We start from the raw sequence: 24,884 nt of genomic DNA, 5'->3' as shown, positions 1-24,884 counted from the left end.
TCGGGAAACTCAACAAAGGACAAGTTTAGTGAAAAGAAGATTTCAATTAGTGCATTGATTTTATTTTTTAAATTTCAATACTGGGCGAGATAAAATACGGAGATTTAGTAAATCAGACTATGTTAGACAATATGAATTCTATATGAGCAGATATGCTAATCAGGACGATATGCGATATTATTTGTCAACAATACTGAAATTACAAATTTACGTACTTGGTTTATCAGGCGTGCTTGCGTCTATATTAGAGTCTTCAACCAATATTTCTGTATCTGAACTCTTTGTTTTTTCTGGTGTTTTATTTTCCTGCACGGGCGCAGGTAAAGCGATGTGCGCGATCGTTTCAAGTTCACCGCCATAGGTTTCATAGCGTGGGTGGATGAGTGTGCCGCCATCACCAAAAATATATATTAGACGCGCCCAATCATCATTGCTGTAGTTGAAAGCGCGGCCTTCTGGGTCTATGTCCGACCAGTCCGCTTCACGAGCTGAGGATGCAGCTGAGCGGGCCCATCTAGCAGCTTGATTTACATCATTTTTTGCTGCGGAAATAGCTTCCATGAGAGAACAAAGACGGGTGGTTTCGCCTTCGCGTAGGAGGTGTGAGAGTGTGTTTTCGGCTTCATCCCAATTGCTTTGCAGCATGGCAGCTTCAACTTGAAGAATTCGGCTTTCGCGGTGCGTTGGATTTATATTCGCAAGTGTTTTCAAACGTTTGGCGCGTGAAGAATTGTCTTCTCCCGTTTTAAGGTCACGCCATAAAAGTGCTAAGGCGGGGTGTGGGCGGATTCGCCATGCGCCTTCAACACTTGCTTGAGCTTTTGAAGTTTTACCTGTTGCTAGTTGTAAGCGTGCCGCGAGGTAGGCGGCTGGTGGAAAGCTGGGGGCCATGCGTGCAGCGTCTGCTGCTAGGCGTTCAGCCTTCTCGGGTGCCTCCTGCCTTATGCGTGCTGCTTGTGCGGTAAAGAGAACTGCGCGGCGACGGCGTGCGACTTCCAGATCGATGGATTTACGTTTTTCACCGATAGATAAAGTCTCACTTGCAGCTTCCCAATTGGCAGCTTTTGTTTGCAGTTCAAACAATGTGCTAAATGGCCAGCTCGCATTTGTTTTTAGATCAAGCGCTTTTCGCGTATGAGTTTCGGCTCCCCGAAGGTCACCACGTTGCACTGCGGCGGCAGTTAGCCCGCGTAAGCCCACTAGCTCAGCACCTTTTTCACGTGATAGATCACTATAGGCGTGTTCGGCCTCGTTCCAATCTCCATTAGCTTCAGCAGCGCGCGCTGCAAGCAAATATGAGAGTTTTCGGTCGCCGGCGTCTGATTGAGAAAGCTTGGTGGATTGTCGTGCTTTTTTGAGTGCGTCTTTTGAATCGCCGCCTTCTGCGGCAATCAAACCTTCTGCCAACGCATTGCGCGCTTTTCCAAAACGGACACGTTTGGCTGTCCGCGTAAGGGCGAAAGGAATGGAGAGCAGATTGATGATCAGTTTCCAGAAAGCCGCCATAACAGCACCGCCCAGAACGAGGACGATAATCGCAAATACGCGGGAAGTGTTATATTCAAAGTCACCAAACTTTAGGGACACATCTTGCGGTGCATTCAGAGCCCAGAAAGCCAACCCTATCGAGCTTACAACAAGTGCAAGAATGAAGATTATACGCATTACTCGGACGCGCCTTTCTTGTCTGTAGCACCTGCTTTTTGTTTCTGGTCAGATACTGTTGAGCTTGGCTCTTTAGGTTGAGGAGGAAGGATGACGCCAGATTTTTGCAAAATTGCCTGACGAACAGTTTCTATACCTTCATCAAATGCGAGCCGCCTTTTAGCGCCATCAAGCCAGCTTTCAATTTCTGTGGAAAGGGTGCCATCCACGGCCTCAGCGTGTTTGATCGCTTCCGCAAGATTATTGGCATCAAGCGCTTTAGAGATGTTGTGTAGTCTGCCAGCATTATCAATATTATCGCCGGACGTACGCTTTACAGTTACAACACCGCTCATTGCTTTGCGTGCCCAGTTCCAGCCATCATCTTTTTTGGGTGTTGCGGCACGCGCCATGAGGGTATCTTTGATTTGAGCAAATTCTGTTGAAATCTCTTCCAATGGAGGGGCACCACGACGTGCGATATCCATGAGACCCATGACGTTTTCGTCGGGCATAACTTTCGCAAGTTCATTCCACGCGTTTGAAAAAGGTTTTCCACGCGCTGATGCGGCTTCAACCTTGGATACGGCCAATGAAGCTTTTGCCATATCTTCTGCTAAATCAATGGAGGGTGTTTTTTGTGTATTCACATTCGCGTTTTGTCGCGTCTGAGCGGTACGCAATTGTTGGATGTCGTTCTCAATGCTTTTGACTGATTTTTGTGTCTGACTGAGACCGAGTGTGAGGTCGCGAATGGCATCTGAACGCGCTTGCATTGCTTGGGTTAGGTTAGTTTCAGCGCTTTCAACTGCTTCAATACGTTTGATGAGCTTTGAAATATCTGCTGATACTTGTTGAGTTGCGCCATCCGCTGCTGCGTCTTCACGCGTGGAGGAAGCTAGTTTTTCGGCCTCCGAATTTTCAAGTTCAGCGATCTTCGTTTCCAGTGCGTCCAACTGTGTTAAAACAGCGAGTAGACTTGAGGGGCGGGTAGAAGGCGTTGGGGTCTCTGAATCGTTATTTGTGTCTGTATCCAGATTTGATGTGGTGTCTTCTTGGGATGTTTGGTTTGTGTTTTCTGACGTTTGAATATTGGTTGAACCATCTTCGAGAATTGTTTCGAGATGAGATGTGAGCAGGTTTAATTCATCACGTATGGAGGTCTCACCCTCAAGGCGCTCATCAAGCAGCGTTCTTATTTCGGTGATGGATGTATTTTGACGTGCCTCAATGGCGGAAATAGAACCACGTACATCTTGAACGCGTTGGTTTAGATCTTTTTGAAGCTCTTCAACCGCGAAAATCTGGTTCTTAACTTCGGCTGGCGCAAATTTGGCAGTGTCCACGCCGCTGGAACCTGTTGCGACCATGGCGATTGCGGCACCAATGATAGACGAAAAAGCACCCGTTGTGAGCATTGCGCCCCAACCTGGCCCGCTCTTCTCAACTGTTGTTCTGACTTCAAAAGGTGTGGTGTCCGTTTCGGGACTGACATTTTCAAATTCAGCATCGATAGGGGTTTGATCAGATACCGTTTCGGATGATGTCTCAACACTATCCACAGGCGTTTCAGCCTTGGAGTTTGGAGTGTCTTTTTTATTTGAATCCGATGTATCGTTCATTTTGCAAAGTCTTCCTAATGTCGTCCCCTAAACCACTTTCAGTAATGCGCTAAATATGTGTTCAGTTCAAGGTGATATAAGCTGTTCTAACAGGCTATTTTCATTGGGTTTTGCAGCAAATCTCACCTGCCCATTGAAGATATCTTGAAGCGGTTTTCCCGCCTCTGGGGAAATTGCAACACATTGGGGCAAAGTCACGGTTGATAATTTATTCCAGTCTTGCAAGGCGTGGTCAATGAAAGCTGCAGCCATTGGAGAATGAACAAGTATCACGTCTAGCTTTAAGTCCATCAAAAGACGATCGCGTAATTTTTCTTCAAAGTTGATAGGCATGCTGGCCTTATAGATTGGCATAAAACGCGCTTCATATCCAAGCTCAGTAAGTGTGGCGACAATATTGCCGCGTGGGTCTGCATTTCCCATGTGCAAAAGCGGACCATCTTCTATTTTCCAATGGTCTTTGACAAATTGGATAAGGGCTTCAGCATCGCCGCGTGCGGAGAGTATGTTTTTAAAGCCAGCTTGATGCGCCGCTTGTGCTGTCGCATCTCCCACACAAAACACACTTTTTGCTTTTCTAAAGGGTGCGCGCGGTGCGAATTGAACGCCATTTTGACTGGTAAAGATAAGGGCGCCTTCAAAATTCTGTTCGCTGAAGACAACTGAAGAGGGAATGAGCTTTATAGCGGGGAGTTTTTCCGCGAGCAGGCCCATTTTAGTGAGCCGCGTCATGGTGTGCGTTGCGCCCGGCTCTGCGCGGGTTACCAAAACTGTGCGCCAAGGTGTGTCTTTGGGGGTCATTGAGAGTTACTCTTTGAAGCATCACGTGCTTGCGCGACTTTCTCTCCTAATTCATGGCCAATTCTTGTTGCATCCTCCGCGGTGGGAATTGAAGCTTGGCTATATTCTGCGAACCAGCGCTCACTGCCATCATCTTCCAACACTTCTCCAGCCATATGAATACCATTGTCCGTGAAAGAGAAATGGCCAGCGATAGGTGTACGACATGATCCATCTAGGCGTGTGAGGAAGGCGCGTTCAGCATGAGCGGCGATACGCGATTCAAGGACATCTATTTGCGCGCTCGCTTCAATGAGCCAATCGGGTGCGTCATCGCGCAAAGTCGTGCAGACAATTCCTTGTCCACATGCGGGAAGCATCTGGTCTTTGGGCATAAAACCTGCGGCTTTATCTGTCATGCCAAGGCGATTTAGACCTGCGGCGGCGAGCAGTGTAGCATCGGCATGGCCCTCGGCGAGTTTACGAAGACGGGTTTGTACATTGCCGCGAAACATGACGATTTTCAAATCAGGGCGAAGGGCGAGCGCTTGGGCGCCTCTGCGCAAACTGGCTGTGCCCAAAGTGGCACCATGAGGAAGGTCTGAAATGTTGGCGACTTTGCCAAAAAGGGCGTCTCTAGCATCCTCGCGAGGTAGGTAGCTACCCATAATTAAACCATCAGGGAGGATTGTCGGCACGTCTTTTAATGAGTGAACGGCGATATCGATGCGGCCCGTCATCTGGGCTAGGTCTAACTCGCGGGTGAAAAGGCCTTTCCCGCCAGCATCTTGGAGGCGTTTATCAAGCAATTGGTCGCCAGATGTTGTGAAGGAAAGTATTTCAATCTCAATTTTGTCGCCGAGGACATTTTTTAAGCGCGCAGCAAAATCTTCTGCTTGCTGAATGGCTAGAGGTGATCCGCGCGCTCCGATTTTGACCAATTGGGCACTGTCTTTTGCATTGTCTGGTGAGGGGGAGACCGGATTTTGAGTGCTCACGATGAGATATTCTCCAATTTTTGCAACGACTTTGTGTTGTGACGCTTGGTATTGTGCATAATGGGGAGTACAAGCGCGACGATCATGATGCAAGATACACCTAAAATACTTGATAACCCTATTATATTAGGTCTCGAATCCAGCTGCGACGAAACAGCCGCTGCTTTGGTGCGCCGTTGCGATGATGGCGGTGTTGAGGTTCTAGCAGAGCGCATAGCCAGTCAAGACGACAAGCATGCTGCTTTTGGCGGGGTTGTGCCTGAGATAGCGGCGCGGGCTCATGTCGAGCGAATGGATGGCCTGATTAAAGAAGTGATGGAAGAAGCCCGGCTTGATTGGAAAGATTTAAGCGGTGTGGCGGCGACATCTGGACCCGGATTGATTGGCGGTGTGCTTGTGGGGCTGATGACGGGGAAAGCTATTTCATTGGCGCATGATTTGCCGTTTATGGGGATAAATCACCTTGAAGGGCATGCTTTGTCACCGCGTTTGACGGGGCAAGTTGAGTTTCCTTATCTTTTGCTCTTGGTATCTGGTGGTCATTGCCAGTTTTTGATGGTGAAGGGTGTGGGGGACTATGAACGCCTTGGCTCAACTATTGATGATGCGCCGGGGGAAGCTTTTGATAAAACCGCTAAAATCATGGCGTTAGGCTTTCCTGGTGGTCCGGCTGTTGAGCGGTGGGCCAAGCAAGGAAATGCAGAAGCGATTGATTTGCCGCGTCCCTTGCTGAACCGCAAAGACACGCTGGATATGTCGTTTGCGGGCCTGAAAACAGCAGTACGGCGCGCTGTCGAATTAGAACCAGTGAATGATAAACGAAAGGCGGATATCTGTGCGAGCTTTCAGCTTGCTGTTGCTGATATTTTATCCACGCGGACACGCCAAGCTATGGATATTTTCAGAGAGCGTATAAATGCTGAACGCCCTCATTTTGTTGTGGCAGGTGGTGTTGCAGCAAACCAAACATTGCGGTTTCGATTGGAAGCGGATGCGAAAGAAGCGGGCTTTGCATTCGCCTCGCCCCCTATGAGGTGGTGTACTGATAATGCTGCGATGATCGCCTTGGCAGGACTTGAACGCTATCTGCTCGGCCAGTTCGATCCGCTTGATGTGTCTGCGCGTGCCCGCTGGCCCCTTGATGGTAAGGCTGCGGTAAATTCTCCAGCTTCTGGTAGCGGACGTAAGGGTGCTAAAGCTTAGATTTGCAAACTTAAATCTTGTATCCTGCATTGGCATGTTTAGAATCATTGAAAGATAATTGCTTGAAAAGCAAAACGAGTTGAATTGGAGCAGATGTGAGTTTTGAAACCATAGGCGTGATCGGTGCAGGCGCATGGGGAACAGCTCTAGCTATTAATGCTCAACGCGCTGGCCGGAATGTCGTGTTGTGGGCGCGTGAACAAGATGTTGTCGACGCGATCAATAATGACCAGAAAAACCCAAAATATCTTCCAGATGCAGCTGTTGAAGGTATTCGCGCAACGAGTGATATGGCTGAAATTGCAAAATGTGATGCGGTGATGGCGGTGACGCCAGCCCAATTTATGCGAGGAAGTTTAGAGCTGCTTGGTCAATCTGCACCTGAAGGCATTTCGGTGATGCTTTGTTCAAAAGGGTTTGAGGCAAGTTCGCTAAAGATGATGACGGATGTATTGAGCGAGTCTATTCCTAGCGCTGTGATTTCTGTGCTGTCTGGACCTTCATTTGCAAAAGATGTGGCGCTTGGTTTGCCAACGGCTGTTACCTTGGCAGCTTCATCCCCTGAAGAGGGCGAACGCTGGATGGATGCAATTGGGCGTCCTGAATTTAGACCTTATTTTTCGGATGATTTAATTGGTGCCGAAGCAGGTGGCGCGGTGAAGAATGTGCTGGCAATTGCGTGTGGTATTGTCGAAGGTAAAGGGCTTGGAAAGTCAGCGCATGCCGCGCTTATCTCACGTGGGTTTGCAGAATTAACGCGTCTGGGCGTGGCGTTGGGCGCAAATGCAGAAACGCTAAAAGGTTTGTGTGGTTTAGGTGATTTGGTGCTGACATGTTCTTCTACCCAATCACGCAATATGAGTTTTGGGTATGCATTGGGGCAGGGGCAGACTGTGTCGCAAATTCTTGCATCCCGCACTGCTGTGACCGAGGGCGTTGCGACTGCGCCTGCAATTGCTGCTTTAGCGAAAAAGCTTGATGTTGAAATGCCTATATGTGAGACGGTTGCTGAAATCGTTGCTGAACGTATAACGCTTTCTCAAGGTATAGAGGCGTTATTGAAGCGACCTTTTAAAGCCGAAAATTAATAGCGGAGACCCTTCAATGGCCTATTTTTCAATTTATGCGATGGATCGCCGCCCTGATGGCCCAACTATTCGCGCAGAAACACGTCCAGCTCACTTGGAGTATTTGCGCCGCTTAGGAGATCAGTTGAAGCTTGCTGGCCCTGTTATGGCGCATGATGGAGAAACAGTTGCTGGGTCACTGATTGTTGTTGAGGCAGAAAACCTGGATGCGGCCCATGAGATTGCAGCAGAAGATCCTTATGCAAAAGCAGGATTGTTTTCATCTTGCGATGTGCGTTTGTACAAGTGGGTTTTTAATCCGCCTGAATAAATTTATCGCGGGTAGATAAAGTTTGATTAGCGGCGCTTTCTTTTGAAGATTGCGCCGTTTTTTGTGGTGATTGGGGAATAAATTCAGCTGCGAGAGCAGCAAGCAATATACTCAATGCAAAACACCAAGCTCCCGGTTGGCTGGCCGCAGATGCAAGGCCGGATTTATGCGCGGCATACACGCTGACTGCCAATATCAAAACATCAAGCATGGACCATTTACCCAATCGGGCAAGCCATTTTGTGATAGGCGCAAATTGACTTTTAGGAGAGAGCACTAGAGCTGATAAGAGAGCGAGTTTTGAAATTGGAAAAATGAGCGTAAACACGACAAGAATGCTTGCCAGAAAATAGTCTTTCTCGTCTGCGAGGCCAGCAATGACGGACAAGAGAGAGGGTGTATCTGTGAAAAATTTCAGCTTTTTAAGTTCGATTAAAGGCAGCAGATAGCCCGCCGCCAAAAGCGGCCATGCGATCACAACACATATTAGAGCAATGCTACGCTTAAGGGCGATCATAATGTGCGCCCTTTCATATTAGTTTTGGCGTACAGCTCTTAATAGATCAGATTGGGCAGCATCTATAGCAGCATCTACAGCTAAATCCCATTCTTTCGCAGTTGAGGCGTTTTGTGCAGCATCAGGAAAGGTAATTGAGCGAGATGCGTTTACGAGCCCGCCTTCAAGTCCTTTTGGGCCGCTCACAAAACCTGCAACGGCTTCATTTGCACCAGCACCTTGGGCTCCATATCCAGGAACGAGGAAAGGACAAATAGGAGCTGCTTGGCGCAATTGTTTAGCTTCCTCAGGGCCTGTAGCACCCGCAACAAGCATAAGGCCAGACCATTTTGTATCTTTACCTTTAAGGCGTTCTGCGAGTGGGTTTAGAGCTTGAGCTACCCGCATAAAGAGGGGTGCGCCATCCAAGTCCTTGGCCTGAAAATCAGCAGATCCTGCATTGGATGTGCGTGCTAGGACAGCTATGCCTTTGCCCTCACGCAAAGCCACGTCCACAAAGGGTTCAAGTGTATCCAATCCCATATAGGGATTTACTGTGATGGCATCAGAGGGAGCGCAGGCATCTGCACCTAAATATGCCTCTGCATACCCGACAGCTGTTGAGCCAATATCTCCGCGTTTTGCATCCATCATGACTAGTAGGTTTGCTTTTTGAGAGGCAACACAAACGCGCTCTAAAGCGGCGACTCCTTGAGAACCCCAACGTTCAAACAGGCCAGCTTGTGGCTTGACCATGGCGACTTTGCCTTCACAACGCGCGATGATTGCTTCACCCCAATTGGCGACACCTTGAGGCGTGTTGCCGCCAAAGAGGGAAGGAATGCGACCATAGTGAGGATCAACACCAACGCACAAAGGGCCAAGATTAAGGGTAGCCTGCATAAGGCGGTCAGCAAAAGGTGTCGGTGTGCTCATAAGGGTCTCAAATTAGATATTAGCGAGTGGTGTCGGCCTGACAAATGACTTTGACGACCGAAAGCTCTCTGCGCAGACGGTCTGCTTCACGGCCATATGTGCCTGTACCCAATGAAAAATCATTACTGCCTTCATCGGCGACGGGCGTTCCACTTAGGACGCGGCCAAGCGATTCTGGAGCAGCGGTGTAAATGCGGCCTCGTCTTGGGCTTTCTGCAACTGTAACCCCGACAATATTTCCGTGATTATCAAATACTGGACCACCGCTAATGCCGGCTAGTGTGCCTTTAAGGCCGCGTGTACGTCCCATTTCCGCCCATGCTAGAACTGGTTCTTCGTTGCGATAACGGCCACGCGTAATCAGGCGAGAGCGTGAAAGCAAACGAGATGACACTTCCCCCGGTTGGCCTTGAGGGTAGCCAATGTGGAAGCCTGCTTGATTTAGGCGCAAATTTTCAGATGTGCTTATGTGTAAGCTTTTTGGGGCGCTTTGGGTTCTTAATATTGCAATGTCTGAGTCTTCTGAAGTTGTAATTTCATTGACGGGCATAACTCTGCCGCCGCCATATAGTAGGCCAACATTTTCACAACTGTCGACCACATGGCGGGCTGTCATCCAAAGCCCTTTTTGATCAATGGCAAAGGCTGTGCCCATCCCATCGGCAGCGTCACCAATTTGAACGAGGATTTCCTCATCAAAAGCTTGCGCTTGCGGGAGGAGACCGCCTGTATCGCCATACATTTCAACAGGAGGTGCTTCTGGTGCATCGGCTTTATCACGCGCGCCGGAAAATAGCGCCCATAAGACAATGCCCAATACAGCAAATAGTACGATCCAGTCAGGTATACGCATAAAATATCACTCTTAAGAGGAACAATCTGGCAGTCTATAGGCGTGCAACATTCGGGTCCCAAAGTGCGGAAGAAATGATCAGAGCGGACGCTATTTTTACGGCGATCAAAAGGATTGCAGCACCGGCTTCATCGTTCTCGATACGCTTTGGCAGGTCACGTAGGATAAGGTCAACAAAACGGAAGGCGAGTATCTGAATAAGGAGTGCAACAATACCCCATATAATCAGGTCCGCGAGCGATACAGACGATGCCAGACAGGATGCAATTGGAATGGCTAGACCAATGATGACACCGGCAAGGGCTAAACCTGCGGAGGCGTTTCCTGAACGCAGAAGGGCCATTTCTTTTTGCGGTGTTAGTAGGATGTAAAATGTACATGCGAGGAGAAGCAATCCACCAGCTGTTCCGGTATAGATTAGAAAACTTGGAAACCCTGAAACAAATGATTCAACAGCAGCTTTCATGGTTGTCCTACCCTTATTTTGCGCTTTACGCGTTGTGAGAATATCGAATGCACGCGGCCTGAGAATGAGCGCTCTTAAAATTGTTGGCCTAATGAAACGGTGCGCGAGGCATTGGTCAAGGTGTTGTTAACATTCATTGCGGCTATTTTGTTAATTTCAGAGTGTTCAAGCGCAAACTTGTGCGACAACGCGCTCATTTAAATCCCAAATGCAACGAGCGCTGCACCTAAAGCAGCGAAAGCCGTTTGAATGAGAGTAAGCGCGACAGCAACCATGCGTTTTCCTTTGCGGTTTTCTCGCATACCGGTGACACGTTTGCCCGAGCGAGGGGCGAGGGTCCACACATTAGACAGAAAACCTAGCGCGGTAATCAAACACGTGATGAAGGCAACAATTGATCCAGATAACAGGGAGAAAACAGCGGCGATCCCCAGTAAAATTGCTTGGAAATTGGATGAGACAAGTAAAGTGCGGCGAAGCATTCTGTCGGCACGGTTATAATCTAATCCATCAAAGGCGATATTGGCGAAAATGACGGCTACTGTCCAACCAGATGCAGCTGCACCGCCCGCGAATGCGGCACCAGCCCCTTGAAAGATATTTCCTAGAACGTCCATCGAAATTAAGTTTCCTGAATTGGGCGTGGTTCTATTTGTTGCAATATTAAGGGAGTAGCAGATTGCAATCCCCTTTTTATTTCTGAGATTTTATACCTAACGGCCCATTAAGGAAAAGGAAAGGTGTACAAACAGTTCGTAAAATTTCTTATCGAAGATGCGAAATGTAAATAAGATGAATGTATCAAACCAATAAGGGCTGGACGTGGGGATCTAGTCGCGCATGACGCATGGCTGCGTTAGCGGAAGATACGATAGGGATGGCTAGCTGATTCGCTTGTTGTGGTTTGTGGAAATATAGTTGTTTCAAATCGTTTCTTCCGCTGCTTGCGCGCACGTTTGAGTAGAAAATCATATTAAAAATGTACAAATGTTAATGAATAACAGGGGATTTCGCCCCTTCGTTCATGTTCTGTAAACCATTTCTCGTGTATATATGAATGCAGTAGAGTATGAGTAGATTGTGAAGCGGCGGGAGCTCCCTAAATGGAAGCATCCGCCGTTTTTGCGTTTGGGGTATCTATCCCCCGCTACCCATTTAGAAGGCGAGGGCTGATAGCACCTTCGTTAATTGCACAAGATTATTCTGCTGCGGGTGTTGTATCAGCTAAGCGCGCTTTGAGACGGTCACTTGCTTTTTCTTTCACGCTTTCTGAACGTAACTGTCCACAAGCAGCAAAGATATCGCGGCCGCGAGGTGTGCGAATTGGGGCTGATAGGCCGGCGCGATTAAGAACTTCAGCGAAAGTTTCAATCTTATCCCATTCTGAGCATTCATAAGGAGAGCCCGGCCAAGGGTTAAACGGGATCAAATTGATTTTGGCGGGTAGGCCTTTCATCAGTTTTACGAGATCTACCGCTTCCGCAAGACTATCATTCACATCTTTGAGCATAACATATTCAAATGTGACACGTTTTGAATTGCCAAGGTCTGGGTAGGCGCGGATAGCGTCAAATAGGCATTCAAGATTGTATTTTTTATTGATAGGTACAATCTCATCTCGCAGATCGTCATTTGTCGCGTGCAAGGAGATGGCAAGCATCGCATTTGTGCGGGCACCAAGTTCTGGGATTTTAGGTGCGACACCCGCTGTAGAAACCGTGATGCGGCGACGCCCTATAGAGATACCTTCACAATCGGAAATCGTATCAATGGCTTCCACCACATTATCAAGATTATAAAGTGGCTCACCCATGCCCATGAAAACGATATTTGTGAGTTTACGGTTTTCACTTGGTGTAGGCCATTCGCTCAAAGCATCACGCGCCACAAGCACTTGGGCGACGATTTCTTGCGCGGTGAGGTTGCGCACCATTTTCTGTGTACCTGTGTGGCAGAATGTACAGCTTAATGTACAGCCAACTTGCGAAGACACACATAGCGCACCAGAGCGTGCAACATCAGGAATGAAAACGCTTTCAGCTTCGATGGCAGGGCCAAAACGTGAAAGCCATTTTTGAGTGCCATCCACTGAAACTTTGTGCTCGACGATCTCAGGGCGCTCTATAACATGGTTTTGTTCTAGTTTGGCGCGCATATCTTTGGCGATATTCGTCATATCGTCAAAATTGGTAACACCAAAATTGTGCATCCAATGAGAAACTTGCTTCGCGCGCATTTTTGCTTTTTTTGCATCAATGCCAAGCGCTTCCATCTGCTCACGTATTTTTACAAGTGAGAGACCGGAAAGGTTTACGGGGCCTGTCGCAGCCGGTTTGGCTGGACGGCGAGAAAGATCAAGTTCTGTGGACATGGGCGTGCTTATAGCGTGAAAAATTCGCTGCGTCACGCTATACATGAATAGACGTGATTAGTTTGGTTGATTTGCGACAGAGGCAGCACCGTCAAAGACGCGCACTTTCGCCCAATTATCTTTGTACAGTTTTATGAATTCCATGTGGATATCACTGACTTGGTAGGCATCATGGGATTCAACGTCTTTAAAAATTACATTCAAAGCGACATCAAAATCCAAATCATTCACATCACGCTGCTTTTCTTTCACGCGAGGGCCCGCTGAGAAAAATACAATACCTTCATGAGGCGCGAGGTATTTATAGCAAGCGTCTATCAGTGCGTTTACAGACGCCTCATCCTTGTTTTTTAAATCAAAAAAAACATTGTGTGTGAGCATATTATTTGTTTGCTCACTATAGGAGGCCGTTTGTGTGGGTGATTGTGCACACGCTGCTGCAAATAGGGTAAGGGCCAAAGCAAGATATTTCATTTTCTGTATCCTAACTCGTGGAATTTTATAGAACTTGTTTGATGAAAAGCCAAACTGAAGCACTGAATGTAAGCGTTACAAGTACCATGCTTTGGGTCGTGAATAGCCAATTTGAGCGCGGATATTGAGGGGCATCTGCACTTAGTTTATCAGCTTTCGCGAGTCCCATCAGTTTTTGAACGGATTTGATGTCATTTGGCGACAATGAGTTTTCTATTGAGGTAGTCATGTCTGGTTGATGGGTCAGTGCAATGGCGAGATCTTTGTGAATGCGGTTAAGCCGAGATTTTTGCCGCAGCAAAGAATGAAAAACTATAAGTGACGCTATAACAGGGTCTATATAATCTTCGTATTTGGCGTCCAAAAATTGCAATATGGGCGCATGAATATATTCTCGCCAGTTTAAAACGACTATGTCGAGCAAAGCTGGAAGAGCCGTTGGAGATATTTGCAATGCGACAAAGCTTAAACTAGCTAGTGAAAACAAAAGCCAAGACAGTATTGTGATGAAATGAGAAATGGCCATTTTTTCACTTTAGGTATGCTTTTCGTTTATTTGCAAGCTGCTGCTGCGCGATCTATCGCAGCAGAAGAGCCGCTCAATGAAAAATGATAGGCTGTTCGAGTGTCGCGTGCAGAAACGGCTTCCACGCGTAAATTGGAACCTCGTTTCAGCGCACGCACGACGCTATTTTCATTTTTATCTTCAAGAAATGCTTCGTTTGCAGATGTGTACATGCGCCAGCGTTCCCGGCCAATAACGACTTCTGGAGGAATGTCTCCGCGTAATTCATAACCTACTTTAAGGCTGGGTTGTTCTTTGCCTGCACCAGATTTCCAATTGGCGACGTAAAAATGAACATCACCGTGTGTCACGTCTTTAGGGGCTTTATCCATCGCTTCAGTGGCCGCAAAGCAGACAAGGTCGCCATCAACTTTTTGGGTGAAGACTTGCCAGTCTTTAAAGCTGCCTATGGCTTTAACTTGCGCATTGGCGATACCGCTCATGGAGCCAGCAAGCATGCTAAGCACAAGAATACGCCGAATGAAAACGTGAGTCATGTGTATTATTCTTGGCTGAACAATTGGCTTCGGCATAAAACATTCCCCTGAGTTGGTGAGATTCTAGTATCGCAATTTTTGACGTTTAACCATGAAGGAAATGAGGCAAGAGCCTTAAATTGCAGTCATTTTAGTGATCAATTGCATTTGAGCAGCGGGTATGAAGCTTCTTCATGATAATGACTTTGGTGTTTGCCTGGCGTGGAGCTGTATAGTGCGAACCGATTTACAGTAAATTCAGGTGTTTCAAACATTGCGTGGCGTTGCAGATACCCTGCGACTAATTCTGGCGCTGATTGAGGGGGCATATGATTGAGATAGGCCAATGTAACGTGCGGAATATATGTGTGTTTATCTTTCTTAATTCCAAGCTCACGCATGGGGCGGGCGCATTTTTCCGCTAAGCGGAGCAAGGTCTCATTGTGTTTGACGCCAGCCCATAAAGTGTGAGGTTCAAATCCGCCAAATTGATCAACACCGCTTAAGCGAAGCGTGATAGGGGGGAGGTCAATTTCAGCAAGTGCTGCATCTAGGTCATGCGCAGTATTTTCTGAAACATTGCCATAAAAGCGTAAAGTGAGGTGGAGATTTTCTTTGTGCCGCCAATTAGCTCCATCAAGCCCTTTTTGCATGCCTTTGAGCATGTCGCAGATGGGCTCGGGGATGGGGAGAGCGGCAAATAGTCTGTAAGACATGGTGTTTTTCTGCTCTTGGCGCAGCTGTCAGTATTAATGGACTATAAAGAAATAACAGGTGAAAACTAAGTTTCAATCAGATTTCTGATGTATTGCGAATAAAATGACGAAGAATAGGTGTTAGATCTAGCAACTTGCCTCAATTTTTCCTATATTCATAAGCAATATATGTTTCATACGTCTTCAACTTAGACAAAAGGTGTTTAATGTCGAACTATCAATATTCTCAGGGTGCTGCTTCCCAGACAGCTGACATGTCAGTTGATGCTGGCCTGCGGGGCTTCATGCTTGGCATTTACAACAAAATGGCACTTGGTCTCGTGCTATCTGCGGTCATTGCTTATGTCGTGGGTACAGTTGATCCTGTGACTGCTTTGGTTCTAGGGACACCCCTTAGATTTGTTGTAATGTTTGGGCCTATCGCAATTTTGCTAGTCTCATCTTTTGCAATGAAGAACCCATCTCCTTTGGCATCAGGTATTATTTACTGGAGCGTTGTATCGCTTTTAGGTGCTGGTCTTGGTGCTTTGGTGCTTACATATGCGGCCATTCCAAATGGTTTCACGACTATAGGTAAGGCGTTTTTTGTAACAGCTGCTGCCTTTGGTGGTCTTAGCCTCTGGGGTTACACAACTAAGAAAGACTTATCTGGTTTTGGAACATTCCTAATCATGGGTCTGATCGGTATCATTGTGGCGTCTGTTGTGAACATGTTCATGCAGTCATCTATGATGGAATTCATCATCTCAGTCGGTGGTGTTTTGATTTTCTCCGGTTTGATCGCGTTCGATACACAGCGTTTGAAGCACACTTATTACGCGCTTGGTGGTGACACGCGTTCAATGGCGGTAGCGACAAATTATGGTGCGCTTAGCTTATATTTGAACTTCATCAACTTGTTCCAGTTCATCCTATCCTTGATGGGCCGTGACTAGATTGAATTGATATAAATCACATGAAAGCCCTACCAGCGATGGTGGGGCTTTTTTGTATCTAAAAGCGCTTCGGCTTGAGGTTGGTGGTGCTCTGCTAGATGGAAGATAGCGTTTTGGTAGTAAGGTGGTTGGCGTCTGCTTACGGGGTGGTCAGTGCGTGGTTGGGGCGTGGATTGAGGTAGGTTAGCTCTTGCCTTTTTGCGGCATGAAAAGCGAGGAGTTTGCGTAGCGTATGCCTTGCTTGAGGCGCTGGCTTTCGAGATGTGTCGAATTTTATTTAGCTTGGTGAGTTTTGAAAGTCTGTTTTGCAGCACAAGGGAATTGGGTTGGTGGCGGCGCTGGTTAACAACCATGAATTCGTTTTAATCAATAAAAGTGACATGAAGCTGCTTTTTTAGTCACTTGGCCCTTTTCAAATCATGCAATTCATCCCACATTAACCATGTCAGATAGGCTGAGAAGTAACGGCTCCGGACCCAACAGCCCCCCAGCCCCCCGTGGGCCAATTGTTCCAAGTCTGTCTGACACCAATCCTAAAATTGATATTAGAGCCGCTAGAATAAATAGCTGTAATGAAGCTGATTTTGCTGAGTTAGACGGTTGGGTGTTGTGACAGATATGTTATTTAAACATATGCCACGTCACGCCTTCTTTGCTTAATGCGCGACGCACGCTATCAAACTATATCATGACTCTTTTCAGCGATTTGATTTGAGTGAGCGAATGGATCGGAGAGTTTCTTTTGAGCCTGTTGAAGATTGATCGCCTTGTAAAAACCTATGGCAGTGGGCTGAGTATCAAACATGCTGTTCGGGGTGTTTCCTTTACCGTTGAGAAAGGGGAGGTTGTTGCCTTCTTAGGACCCAATGGGGCGGGTAAGTCGACAACTATGCGGATGATATCTGGCTTTCTTGAGCCTGATAGTGGTGATGCTTTCATTGCAGGGGCGAGTATTTGCCAGGAGCGCGAGAATGCGCAAATTGCGCTTGGCTATCTTGCTGAAGGTGCTCCGCTTTATGGCGATTTAACAGCGCGCGGCTTTTTGACTTTTCTTGCGGGAACGCATGGTCTGTCCATGTCGCAGACACGGTGGGCGCTAGATCGCGTTATTGCTGATGCGCGAATTGAGGCGGTAATTGATCGTTCAATAGATACTTTATCAAAAGGGTATAAGCGACGTGTTGGGTTGGCTGGTGCGATTATTCATGATCCGCCGGTGCTAGTGTTGGATGAACCGACAGATGGCCTCGACCCAAATCAAAAACGGGCTGTGCGAAGCTTGATCGCGCGTATGTCTAAAGACAAAGCGATTTTGATTTCAACTCACCAATTAGATGAAGTTCAGGCGATGTGCTCACGGGCATTGGTGATTGATGGCGGTAAAATTGTTGCCGATGATACGCCCGCAGGATTGGTGACCAATTTGCCTGCGAAAACGCTAGAAGATGCGTTTACATTGCTAACCCAAGAAGAAAGTATCCCACAATGAGCGATCCATCTTCTGTAAATGTAGCGGGAATTTCCCAAGAAGAACTAAAGTCGGGCGAGGATGTGCATGCGCATATGGGACGCAAAACACGCCAACGTGCGGCAATGGCCGCGGTAACATCCATATATAATCGTGAATTGCGCGCGTATTTTTTTACGCCTTTGGCGTATGTGTTTATCGCTGTTTTCCTATTGTCTTTAGGGGCATTCACATTTGAGATTGGCCGCTTTTTCGATACAAATCGCGCTGACCTCTCTCCCTTTTTCTTTTTCCATCCTTGGCTATATCTTGTTTTCTTGCCGGCGGTGACTATGCGGCTTTGGGCGGAAGAAATACGGTCTGGAACACTGGAATTATTGCTGACCTTGCCAGCACCCGTATGGGCGCTTGTTGTCGGGAAATTTCTTGCGGCATGGACGGTTGCTGGAGTGGCGCTGTTGATGACCTTCCCAATGTGGATTTCGGTCAATTACCTTGGTTCACCTGATAATACGGCGATTATGTTGGCTTATATTATGAGCTTTATGATGGCGGGCGGCTATGTTGCGCTTAGTGGTGCTTTATCTGCCTTGGCTGGTAATCAGGTGGTTGCTTTTGTGTTGGCGGTGACAATTGGTTTTGTGTTTACCGTAATGGGCTTGCCGCTTGTTGCCTCTGGGTTAGCGGGCTTTCTAGGAGCGGGCGTGGCGGAGGCGGCGCGGAGCTTCTCGTTTTTGACGCATTTTGAAGCTGCTCAACGGGGTGTGCTCGAACTGCGGGCTTTGTTGTTTTACGCGGGTTTCATTGTTCTGTGGCTGACTTTGAACACGTTATGGATTTCAAGCCGGAGGGCTGGCTAAATGAAAACCAAACACTTTACGCTGGCAATTAGCGCATTGGCCGTTTTGATTTTTGGTGGATTAAATATCACGTCACAAAATTGGCTATCGAGTGCGCGCGTCGATATGACGGAGAATAAGCTCTATACGCTATCGAGCGCTGCCAAAGGCGTTGCTGCAAATCTAGCTGAGCCAATTGAATTGCAATTTGTGTATTCAAGAAAGCTTGCAGCGGACTTTCCTGCGATCCGCACATATGGCGCGCGGGTAAGAGAATTATTATCTGAAATCGCAGCGCGCTCGGGCGGTGATGTGATTATTGTTGAGACAGATCCAGAACCTTTTTCAGACGAAGAAGAGCGTTTAATTGATGCCGGTATTCAGTCCACTCAAACTGATTCTGGTGATCCTCTTTATATGGCGATAGTGGGTCGCAATTCTGTAGACGATGAAATTGTAATTCCATATTTAGCACCAGAGCGAGAAGCCTTACTGGAATATGATTTGGTGAAGCTCATCTCACAATTGGATGATCCTTTACCTGCGCGTATTGGGGTTTTGACAAGTCTGGTTGATTTTGCCGGGTCTGGTCAGTCTCCAAAGGACTATTACTTGTTGCGAGAAATGGCACGAAGCTATGAGATTGTGCCGATAGACCCGAATTTTGTGGTGCTTCCTGAAAAATTAGATGCATTGATGATTGTGCATCCTCCTAAGCTAAGCCCTCGCCAGCAATATTTGATCGAGCAAGGCTTGCTGCGGATAGGGCGGGCAATTATAGCGCTTGATCCAACATCAAAAGCTTCCGTGGCTGCGCGTGGACGGCGTGCGCACCTTACTTCTAGTCTTGGTCCCATTGAGGCGATGTTGGGCCTGACACCTTTAACTGAGGTGGTGATAGATAAAGAAATTGGTCTTCCAGTTGAGCGCATTGAAAACGGACGACGTTTTGTAGAAGTGCAGCCTTTGTTTATCGCGCCGCCACGCGGTAATATGTCAAATGATGACCCAGTTACAGCAGACCTTGCGCGCTCGATTAATTTTGGAGCGGCGGGCGTATTGAATGTAACACCTGCACTTGGCGCTGATTTTGAACCGCTGGTATGGACAACGGCGCAAGCTATGATGATCAGCTCGCAGCGCGCAGGACGCGAGGTGACGCCACGTGAATTAATGAGCAATTATGCCGGACTGGGCGTGCAGCAAACGCTTATCGGTCGATTGACGGGGGAGCTGCAAAGCACATTTACGGATGCAATCCCGCCAATTGTTATTCCTGATGATCCAGTTTTGGCAGCTTTGGCGAAGGATTCTAATACTGAGCTACCGCATTTAGAAAAATCTGAACAAGCTGTTGATATAATACTGATTTCAGACGCTGATATGTTTGATGACACATTCTATGTCAGCCCGAATGGAGGCGCGCCAGTTGCCGATAATGCGGCCTTTGTTCTGAATGCTTTGGATAATTTATCGGGATCTGATGCTTTGGTGCATTTACGATCGCGTGCGCCATCTGCGCGGCCAATGACGCGCGTGGATGACATGCGGGCTGCTGCACGCGAGAGATTGTATGAAGAGCAGGAAATTCTACAAACACGGCTTCAACAAACAGAGGCACGCTTAGATGAATTGCGCGCTTCTGGTGCGGGAGGTGGTCTGCTGGGCAATGGCTTGGGAATGGATGCGATTGACCAAGCAGAAGCAGAAGAGCTGACGCGCTTTCGGGCTGAAGCCATTGAGATACGCCAACGCTTACGCGAAGTAGAGCGCGAGTTTCGGGCAGACATCGACAAATTATCGGGGCGTCTAGCGCTGTTTAATGTGTGGGTGCCGCCTGCATTGATTATCCTTATTGGGTTTTTCGTTGTCGGTTGGAGAAACCGTAGCAAGGGGAGGAGTCGCTAATGGCAAAGGCGAAAAAACGGTCTCGTCTGCTATGGGGATGTAGCGCATTGGCCGTGCTGTCTTTTGCGACGGCTTTTATATCCGGCATGGATAAACATACGCGTAAGCAGGCCGGCCTTGTGGGTAAGGTGGTTTTGCCCGAATTTGAAGCCGATGTAACGGCGGCAGATGATATAAGTGTGACGACGAAAGAAGGCACTTATCATTTAACACGTGATGGGCGTGATTGGTTTTTGAGTGAGCGTGGGCGATATCCGATCCAGTTGACTGCGATTGCGAATTTATCTGAAGCATTAGCTTCAATGACATTTACCCGCCAAATGACAGTCGATCCTAAGAAATTTGACCGTTTGGGGTTGGGTGACCCACTCGAGGGCGGCACTGGCGCGCTTATGCAGGTGAAGGATGCGGATGGAAATACATTGGTGAATATGGTTGTGGGTTTTAAAAACGGATCCGCCTATATTCGCAAGCCAGATGAGATGCAAACTTGGGCCGTAGATGCGAGTATTTTTCCACCATTGCAAACGCCGGCACGTTGGTTGGATTTAGATATATTGGAAATTGGCGCAGAAGATATTGCGCGTGTTCAAGTTGAGTTTAAAGACGGGCGCTCTAGCTATGGTTTGAAGGTTCGCGGGGATGCACCGGGTCAATTTGAATTGACGGAACCTTATGAGGATGCGCTTCTGATAGCGAGTTTTGCACCGAATCCTCCAGCTTTAGCCTTATCTCGATTGGTGCCGCTTGATGTTGCGCCACGTAGCGAAATTAAAGGCCGATTGCGCGCTATTCATCGTACAATCACACACCAAGGCTGGGTGATTGAGGTCGAATTAATTGAAGATAAGGGCAAATACTGGGCGGTGTTCTCGCAAGGACTTGAGGTTGAGCGAGAAGAAATAAGCGACCAGATAGATGAGCTTGAAGACAAGGTCGCTGGGTGGGCGTTTGAGATTTCAAATATGGATTTCAATATTATGACCACAGCGCTTAATGATATCGCTGTGATCAAATAATCTTAGTTGAGCGCCGTGTTTAGTGCGGGTGTTTTAGGAAATGTTATTGCTCCTAAGACAGCACCATGGTCGGGCTCCTCAAATATGATTGCGCAATGCGACGGGCAAGGCACGTGATAGGTGCCGCTTTCGCTGACTTGTCCAGCAAGCGATATTTGCTTGGCGCGGTTATGGTAGACCATAGTTTTATTCGCGTTCTGACCAGATTTTGGTGTGGCGAATGTTTCACCTGGTTCAAATTCAATCAGCCAAATATCCAAAGCGGTTGCGTTGTTTGCGATGCTAAGATCACGTCCATCATAGGCAACTGAAAGTTCAGTTTGCTTTTGAGATGTTGCCTCTAATTTACGCGACATGGTTTTATCATTGATAGCGGAACAATGCTCTTTTCCGTTAAAAATGACTTGGGGCGTGTAGGGGCCGCGACGTCCGAGGCTTGCATTCAAGACTTCCTGACGCTTTGTGAAGCCTTTTTGCGCATATGTGTCGTGCCAACCCATAAAGTCCCAATAATCAACGGGGAAGGTGATCGCGACGACATCCGTTTTGGCCGCAAAATTGGAGAAATTCTCATTTCCTTTAGGGCAGCGTGGACACGCTTGACTTGTATATAATTCCATAAAGGGAAGAAGTTTTTCGGTTTTTGGTGCAGGCGATTTAGCATTTGGCTGCGCGGAAGGAGCTTTGGCAAAGCTAGGGCTTACAAAGGCAGATACGGCTAGCGCAAATACGAGGGGGAGGAGGCGTTTAATGTTCATATCCCATTATATACAACACTGCGCGAACACATACCAATCAAGACAATGTGAGCGAGATTAAAGACAAGAGACGGACTTTATACGAAAAAGCCCCTTCCGGTAAAGAAAGGGGCTTAAAAGATGAATCATTCAGCGCGAGGCACTGAGATAGATATTAGCCATTCGCCAAGTTTCTAAGAACATAGTGTAGAATACCGTCATTACGGAAGTATTCTAGCTCGTTCTCAGTATCAATACGAACCATAGCTTGGATCGTTTTCTCTGATCCATCAGCGAACTTGATGTTCACAGCCAATGTTTGGCGCGGCTGAATGTTTGCAACGTTTTCAATTGTCACAACTTCATCACCCTTCATGCCAAGGTCTGACCAACCAGAACCAGCAGGAAGTTGAAGTGGGATAATACCCATACCAATCAAGTTGGAACGGTGAATACGCTCAAATGAGGATGCACATACCGCACGCACACCTAGTAGACGTGTACCTTTGGCAGCCCAGTCACGAGAAGATCCGTTACCGTATAAGTCACCTGCGAAGATAACCAATGGTGTCTTCTCTTCTTTATAGCGCATGGCTGCATCATAGATGTCCATTTGCTCGCCTGAAGGTTGGTGCTTCGTGACGCCGCCTTCTGTACCTGGAACCATTTGGTTTTTGATACGGATGTTGGCGAAAGTTCCGCGCATCATGACTTCGTGGTTACCACGGCGGGCACCGTAAGAGTTGAAGTCTACAACAGGCACATCTTTTTCTTTCAAGTAACGGCCAGCAGGGCTAGCTGCTTTGATGTTACCCGCAGGAGAGATGTGGTCAGTCGTGATTGAGTCACCGAATAATCCAAGGATACGTGCGTTTACAACATCACCCGGTGCTTCGGGAGTCATTGTCATGCCCTCAAAGTATGGCGGGTTTGCAACGTAAGTCGATTCTGGCCAGCCATATGTTTCGCCACCAGAGACTTGAACAGCCTGCCAGTGTGCGTCGCCTTTGAAGACATCGCCATAGCGTTCATCAAACATTTGAGATGTCACAGATGTGCGAACAAGGTCTGCCACTTCTTTTGATGTAGGCCAAACGTCTTTTAGGTATACTGGCTCGTTTTCATCATCATACCCGATTGGGTCTTTTGTGATGTCTACATTCATTGAACCTGCAAGCGCATATGCAACAACCAATGGAGGAGATGCAAGATAGTTTGCACGCACGTCTGGGTTTACGCGGCCTTCAAAGTTACGGTTACCTGAAAGAACAGATGTCGCAACAAGGTTTTCAGCGTTAATTGCGTCAGAAATTTTCTTCGGCAATGGACCAGAGTTACCAATACATGTTGTACAACCATAACCCACAAGGTTGAAGCCAAGGGCATCAAGGTCTTTTTGTAGGCCAGCTTTGATGAGGTAATCTGTTACGACCTGCGATCCAGGTGCGAGAGATGTTTTCACCCAAGGCTGAACCTTGATACCGCGCTCGATTGCTTTACGCGCGACAAGGCCCGCAGCGATAAGCACTGATGGGTTAGATGTGTTTGTACACGATGTGATCGCAGCAATGACAACATCACCGTGACCGATTGAGTACTCTTCGCCTTCAACTTTGGCACGTTTGTGTGCTTCGTTGAGTTGGTTGAATTCTTTATCCAAAGCCACAGCGAATGCATCAGCGGCATCATCAAGAACGATACGGTCTTGAGGACGTTTTGGTCCAGAGATTGACGGGCGAACTGTAGAAATGTCGAGTTCGATTGTGTCTGTGAAGACAGGCTCTTCATCTGTACGCCACATGCCTTGAGCTTTAGCGTATTCTTCTACAAGCGCAACTTGTGCATCGCCGCGGCCAGTTGTGTTTAGGTATGTGAGTGTTTCTTTATCTACTGGGAAGAAGCCACATGTTGCACCATATTCTGGAGCCATGTTTGCGATAGTTGCTTCATCTTCAAGAGATAGGTTAGCAAGTCCAGGGCCGAAGAATTCAACGAATTTACCGACAACACCTTTTTTGCGAAGCATTTCAACAACTGTAAGAACAAGGTCAGTCGCTGTTGTGCCTTCTGAAAGTTTACCAGTTAGTTTGAAACCGATAACTTCAGGAATAAGCATTGAGACAGGTTGGCCAAGCATTGCAGCCTCAGCTTCAATACCACCAACACCCCAACCGAGAACAGAAAGACCATTGACCATTGTAGTGTGAGAGTCTGTACCCACACATGTGTCAGGATAGGCAACAGTTGCGCCGTCCTCGTCTTTTGTCCAAACAGTTTTGGCGAGGTATTCAAGGTTTACTTGGTGACAGATACCTGTGCCTGGAGGAACTGCACGGAAGTTTTCAAATGCAGATTGACCCCATTTTAGGAATTCATAACGCTCTTTGTTGCGCTCATATTCGCGGGCAACGTTTTGCTCGAAAGCGTCCGGTGTACCAAAATTATCAACCATCACAGAGTGGTCGATTACAAGATCAACAGGCACTTGCGGGTTAATTGCTTTAGCATCTGCGCCAAGGTTTTTGGCTGCATCACGCATCGCCGCAAGGTCTACAACAGCAGGAACACCTGTGAAATCTTGCATAAGAACACGTGCTGGACGGTATGCGATTTCGTGTTGCGCTGAACCTTTATCGTTCAACCAAGCCGCAAAAGCTTTGATGTCTTCTGCTTTTACTGTTGTGCCATCTTCATTTCGAAGTAAGTTTTCCAAAAGCACTTTTAGAGAAACAGGGAGTTTTGATACGTCGCCGAGTCCATTTTCAGAGGCTACAGGTAAACTGTAGTAAACGTATGATTTGCCGTTTACGTTGAGTTCGCGGCGAGATTTAAAGCTGTCGAGTGACGCCATGTTTAGAAAATCCTTCCAGACAATGTGGTGAAAGGGTCGCGGGTGATTTTTAACCCCCGTCCGTATAGTGTGCGCTTCTGTTAGCCCAGCCAGCAGAATATCGCAATTCGTCAATGTGTGACTTTATAG

General features: G+C 47.5%; 24 protein-coding genes. 8 read left to right on the top strand and 16 right to left on the bottom strand.

The annotated features are described in order from the left end of the window. Positions 1–207: 207 nt before the first annotated feature. The 4 genes from ACFQS8_RS11425 to hemC form a co-directional block, all read right to left on the bottom strand. Complete coding sequence (locus ACFQS8_RS11425; RefSeq protein WP_382167491.1) at positions 208–1,665, bottom strand: heme biosynthesis protein HemY; 1,458 nt, start codon at positions 1,663–1,665, stop codon at positions 208–210. After that, positions 1,665–3,266: a hypothetical protein gene (locus ACFQS8_RS11420; protein WP_382167489.1), complete on the bottom strand. Its 1,602-nt coding sequence runs from the start codon at positions 3,264–3,266 to the stop codon at positions 1,665–1,667. The genes ACFQS8_RS11425 and ACFQS8_RS11420 overlap by 1 nt, the downstream gene beginning before the upstream one ends. 66 nt (positions 3,267–3,332) lie before the next feature. Further along, positions 3,333–4,067, bottom strand: a complete 735-nt coding sequence (locus tag ACFQS8_RS11415; RefSeq protein WP_382167487.1) for a uroporphyrinogen-III synthase — start codon at positions 4,065–4,067, stop codon at positions 3,333–3,335. Next, on the bottom strand, positions 4,064–5,044 hold the full coding sequence (gene hemC, locus ACFQS8_RS11410) for a hydroxymethylbilane synthase (RefSeq protein WP_382167485.1): 981 nt from the start codon (positions 5,042–5,044) through the stop codon (positions 4,064–4,066). Before hemC ends, ACFQS8_RS11415 begins: the two co-directional genes overlap by 4 nt. Before the next feature lie 84 nt (positions 5,045–5,128). Between hemC and tsaD the strand changes: the two genes are divergently transcribed. The 3 genes from tsaD (at position 5,129) to ACFQS8_RS11395 (ending at position 7,645) form a co-directional block, all read left to right on the top strand. Further along, entirely contained in the window at positions 5,129–6,247 is a 1,119-nt protein-coding gene (tsaD, locus tag ACFQS8_RS11405; RefSeq protein ID WP_382167483.1) for a tRNA (adenosine(37)-N6)-threonylcarbamoyltransferase complex transferase subunit TsaD, read from the top strand. 95 nt (positions 6,248–6,342) lie between these two features. After that, positions 6,343–7,335: an NAD(P)H-dependent glycerol-3-phosphate dehydrogenase gene (locus ACFQS8_RS11400; RefSeq protein WP_382167481.1), complete on the top strand. Its 993-nt coding sequence runs from the start codon at positions 6,343–6,345 to the stop codon at positions 7,333–7,335. A gap of 16 nt (positions 7,336–7,351) precedes the next feature. After that, complete coding sequence (locus tag ACFQS8_RS11395) at positions 7,352–7,645, top strand: YciI family protein (RefSeq protein WP_382167479.1); 294 nt, start codon at positions 7,352–7,354, stop codon at positions 7,643–7,645. Here ACFQS8_RS11395 and ACFQS8_RS11390 read toward each other — a convergent pair. The 10 genes from ACFQS8_RS11390 to thpR all read right to left on the bottom strand — a co-directional run bounded on the left by ACFQS8_RS11390 (position 7,629) and on the right by thpR (position 14,998). Further along, on the bottom strand, positions 7,629–8,162 hold the full coding sequence (locus ACFQS8_RS11390; RefSeq protein ID WP_382167477.1) for a paraquat-inducible protein A: 534 nt from the start codon (positions 8,160–8,162) through the stop codon (positions 7,629–7,631). The genes ACFQS8_RS11395 and ACFQS8_RS11390 overlap by 17 nt on opposite strands. A gap of 18 nt (positions 8,163–8,180) precedes the next feature. After that, on the bottom strand, positions 8,181–9,077 hold the full coding sequence (pyrF, locus tag ACFQS8_RS11385; protein ID WP_382167475.1) for an orotidine-5'-phosphate decarboxylase: 897 nt from the start codon (positions 9,075–9,077) through the stop codon (positions 8,181–8,183). Positions 9,078–9,096: 19 nt separating this feature from the next. Continuing rightward, the gene (locus tag ACFQS8_RS11380; RefSeq protein ID WP_382167473.1) at positions 9,097–9,930 is read right to left on the bottom strand and encodes a S1 family peptidase; all 834 of its coding nucleotides are present in this window, start codon (positions 9,928–9,930) and stop codon (positions 9,097–9,099) included. Positions 9,931–9,964: 34 nt separating this feature from the next. Continuing rightward, positions 9,965–10,396 (bottom strand): DUF350 domain-containing protein, encoded by a 432-nt coding sequence (locus ACFQS8_RS11375; RefSeq protein ID WP_382167471.1) that lies wholly within the window; start codon positions 10,394–10,396, stop codon positions 9,965–9,967. 197 nt (positions 10,397–10,593) lie between these two features. After that, complete coding sequence (locus tag ACFQS8_RS11370; protein WP_382167469.1) at positions 10,594–11,013, bottom strand: hypothetical protein; 420 nt, start codon at positions 11,011–11,013, stop codon at positions 10,594–10,596. Between the two features lie 581 nt (positions 11,014–11,594). Then, positions 11,595–12,767 (bottom strand): dual-specificity RNA methyltransferase RlmN, encoded by a 1,173-nt coding sequence (rlmN, locus tag ACFQS8_RS11365; RefSeq protein ID WP_382167467.1) that lies wholly within the window; start codon positions 12,765–12,767, stop codon positions 11,595–11,597. 57 nt (positions 12,768–12,824) lie between these two features. Continuing rightward, the gene (locus ACFQS8_RS11360; protein ID WP_382167465.1) at positions 12,825–13,241 is read right to left on the bottom strand and encodes a Dabb family protein; all 417 of its coding nucleotides are present in this window, start codon (positions 13,239–13,241) and stop codon (positions 12,825–12,827) included. A gap of 25 nt (positions 13,242–13,266) precedes the next feature. Further along, complete coding sequence (locus ACFQS8_RS11355; protein WP_382167463.1) at positions 13,267–13,767, bottom strand: hypothetical protein; 501 nt, start codon at positions 13,765–13,767, stop codon at positions 13,267–13,269. 26 nt (positions 13,768–13,793) lie between these two features. Then, a complete protein-coding gene (locus tag ACFQS8_RS11350; RefSeq protein WP_382167461.1) occupies positions 13,794–14,339 on the bottom strand; it encodes an invasion associated locus B family protein in 546 nt (181 codons plus the stop codon). A gap of 101 nt (positions 14,340–14,440) precedes the next feature. Continuing rightward, complete coding sequence (gene thpR / locus ACFQS8_RS11345; protein ID WP_382167459.1) at positions 14,441–14,998, bottom strand: RNA 2',3'-cyclic phosphodiesterase; 558 nt, start codon at positions 14,996–14,998, stop codon at positions 14,441–14,443. Positions 14,999–15,204: 206 nt separating this feature from the next. Here thpR and ACFQS8_RS11340 point away from each other — a divergent pair, with 206 nt between their 5' ends. The 5 genes from ACFQS8_RS11340 (at position 15,205) to ACFQS8_RS11320 (ending at position 21,167) form a co-directional block, all read left to right on the top strand. Then, the gene (locus tag ACFQS8_RS11340) at positions 15,205–15,933 is read left to right on the top strand and encodes a Bax inhibitor-1/YccA family protein (protein ID WP_382167457.1); all 729 of its coding nucleotides are present in this window, start codon (positions 15,205–15,207) and stop codon (positions 15,931–15,933) included. 742 nt (positions 15,934–16,675) lie between these two features. Continuing rightward, positions 16,676–17,422, top strand: coding sequence for an ABC transporter ATP-binding protein (locus ACFQS8_RS11335; RefSeq protein ID WP_382167455.1), 747 nt, complete (start codon positions 16,676–16,678; stop codon positions 17,420–17,422). Between the two features lie 104 nt (positions 17,423–17,526). Next, positions 17,527–18,261 carry an ABC transporter permease subunit gene (locus tag ACFQS8_RS11330; protein ID WP_382168606.1) on the top strand — a complete coding sequence of 245 codons (735 nt, stop codon included), beginning with the start codon at positions 17,527–17,529 and terminating at the stop codon, positions 18,259–18,261. Then, positions 18,262–20,148 carry a Gldg family protein gene (locus ACFQS8_RS11325; RefSeq protein ID WP_382167453.1) on the top strand — a complete coding sequence of 629 codons (1,887 nt, stop codon included), beginning with the start codon at positions 18,262–18,264 and terminating at the stop codon, positions 20,146–20,148. Next, positions 20,148–21,167 (top strand): DUF4340 domain-containing protein, encoded by a 1,020-nt coding sequence (locus ACFQS8_RS11320; RefSeq protein WP_382167451.1) that lies wholly within the window; start codon positions 20,148–20,150, stop codon positions 21,165–21,167. The genes ACFQS8_RS11325 and ACFQS8_RS11320 overlap by 1 nt, the downstream gene beginning before the upstream one ends. A gap of 2 nt (positions 21,168–21,169) precedes the next feature. On the opposite strand, the gene ACFQS8_RS11315 is transcribed toward ACFQS8_RS11320, so the two are convergent. Together ACFQS8_RS11315 and acnA are read right to left on the bottom strand one after the other, a co-directional pair. Beyond that, the gene (locus ACFQS8_RS11315) at positions 21,170–21,925 is read right to left on the bottom strand and encodes a DUF1223 domain-containing protein (protein ID WP_382167449.1); all 756 of its coding nucleotides are present in this window, start codon (positions 21,923–21,925) and stop codon (positions 21,170–21,172) included. Between the two features lie 154 nt (positions 21,926–22,079). Beyond that, entirely contained in the window at positions 22,080–24,755 is a 2,676-nt protein-coding gene (acnA, locus tag ACFQS8_RS11310; protein ID WP_382167447.1) for an aconitate hydratase AcnA, read from the bottom strand. Between the last annotated feature and the right edge of the window lie 129 nt (positions 24,756–24,884).

Origin of the sequence: Hirschia litorea (assembly GCF_042665075.1) — a bacterium.
Taxonomy (GTDB): domain Bacteria; phylum Pseudomonadota; class Alphaproteobacteria; order Caulobacterales; family Hyphomonadaceae; genus Hirschia; species Hirschia litorea.
This window is presented reverse-complemented; position numbering and strand designations above follow the sequence as displayed.

Coding starts and splice junctions, on each gene's coding strand:
- ACFQS8_RS11425 (WP_382167491.1), bottom strand. CDS start 1,665: ATGCGTATAATCTTCATTCTTGCACTTGTTGTAAGCTCGATAGGGTTG.
- ACFQS8_RS11420 (WP_382167489.1), bottom strand. CDS start 3,266: ATGAACGATACATCGGATTCAAATAAAAAAGACACTCCAAACTCCAAG.
- ACFQS8_RS11415 (WP_382167487.1), bottom strand. CDS start 4,067: ATGACCCCCAAAGACACACCTTGGCGCACAGTTTTGGTAACCCGCGCA.
- tsaD (WP_382167483.1), top strand. CDS start 5,129: ATGATGCAAGATACACCTAAAATACTTGATAACCCTATTATATTAGGT.
- ACFQS8_RS11395 (WP_382167479.1), top strand. CDS start 7,352: ATGGCCTATTTTTCAATTTATGCGATGGATCGCCGCCCTGATGGCCCA.
- ACFQS8_RS11390 (WP_382167477.1), bottom strand. CDS start 8,162: ATGATCGCCCTTAAGCGTAGCATTGCTCTAATATGTGTTGTGATCGCA.
- pyrF (WP_382167475.1), bottom strand. CDS start 9,077: ATGAGCACACCGACACCTTTTGCTGACCGCCTTATGCAGGCTACCCTT.
- ACFQS8_RS11380 (WP_382167473.1), bottom strand. CDS start 9,930: ATGCGTATACCTGACTGGATCGTACTATTTGCTGTATTGGGCATTGTC.
- ACFQS8_RS11375 (WP_382167471.1), bottom strand. CDS start 10,396: ATGAAAGCTGCTGTTGAATCATTTGTTTCAGGGTTTCCAAGTTTTCTA.
- ACFQS8_RS11370 (WP_382167469.1), bottom strand. CDS start 11,013: ATGGACGTTCTAGGAAATATCTTTCAAGGGGCTGGTGCCGCATTCGCG.
- rlmN (WP_382167467.1), bottom strand. CDS start 12,767: ATGTCCACAGAACTTGATCTTTCTCGCCGTCCAGCCAAACCGGCTGCG.
- ACFQS8_RS11360 (WP_382167465.1), bottom strand. CDS start 13,241: ATGAAATATCTTGCTTTGGCCCTTACCCTATTTGCAGCAGCGTGTGCA.
- ACFQS8_RS11355 (WP_382167463.1), bottom strand. CDS start 13,767: ATGGCCATTTCTCATTTCATCACAATACTGTCTTGGCTTTTGTTTTCA.
- ACFQS8_RS11350 (WP_382167461.1), bottom strand. CDS start 14,339: ATGCCGAAGCCAATTGTTCAGCCAAGAATAATACACATGACTCACGTT.
- thpR (WP_382167459.1), bottom strand. CDS start 14,998: ATGTCTTACAGACTATTTGCCGCTCTCCCCATCCCCGAGCCCATCTGC.
- ACFQS8_RS11340 (WP_382167457.1), top strand. CDS start 15,205: ATGTCGAACTATCAATATTCTCAGGGTGCTGCTTCCCAGACAGCTGAC.
- ACFQS8_RS11330 (WP_382168606.1), top strand. CDS start 17,527: ATGGCCGCGGTAACATCCATATATAATCGTGAATTGCGCGCGTATTTT.
- ACFQS8_RS11325 (WP_382167453.1), top strand. CDS start 18,262: ATGAAAACCAAACACTTTACGCTGGCAATTAGCGCATTGGCCGTTTTG.
- ACFQS8_RS11320 (WP_382167451.1), top strand. CDS start 20,148: ATGGCAAAGGCGAAAAAACGGTCTCGTCTGCTATGGGGATGTAGCGCA.
- ACFQS8_RS11315 (WP_382167449.1), bottom strand. CDS start 21,925: ATGAACATTAAACGCCTCCTCCCCCTCGTATTTGCGCTAGCCGTATCT.
- acnA (WP_382167447.1), bottom strand. CDS start 24,755: ATGGCGTCACTCGACAGCTTTAAATCTCGCCGCGAACTCAACGTAAAC.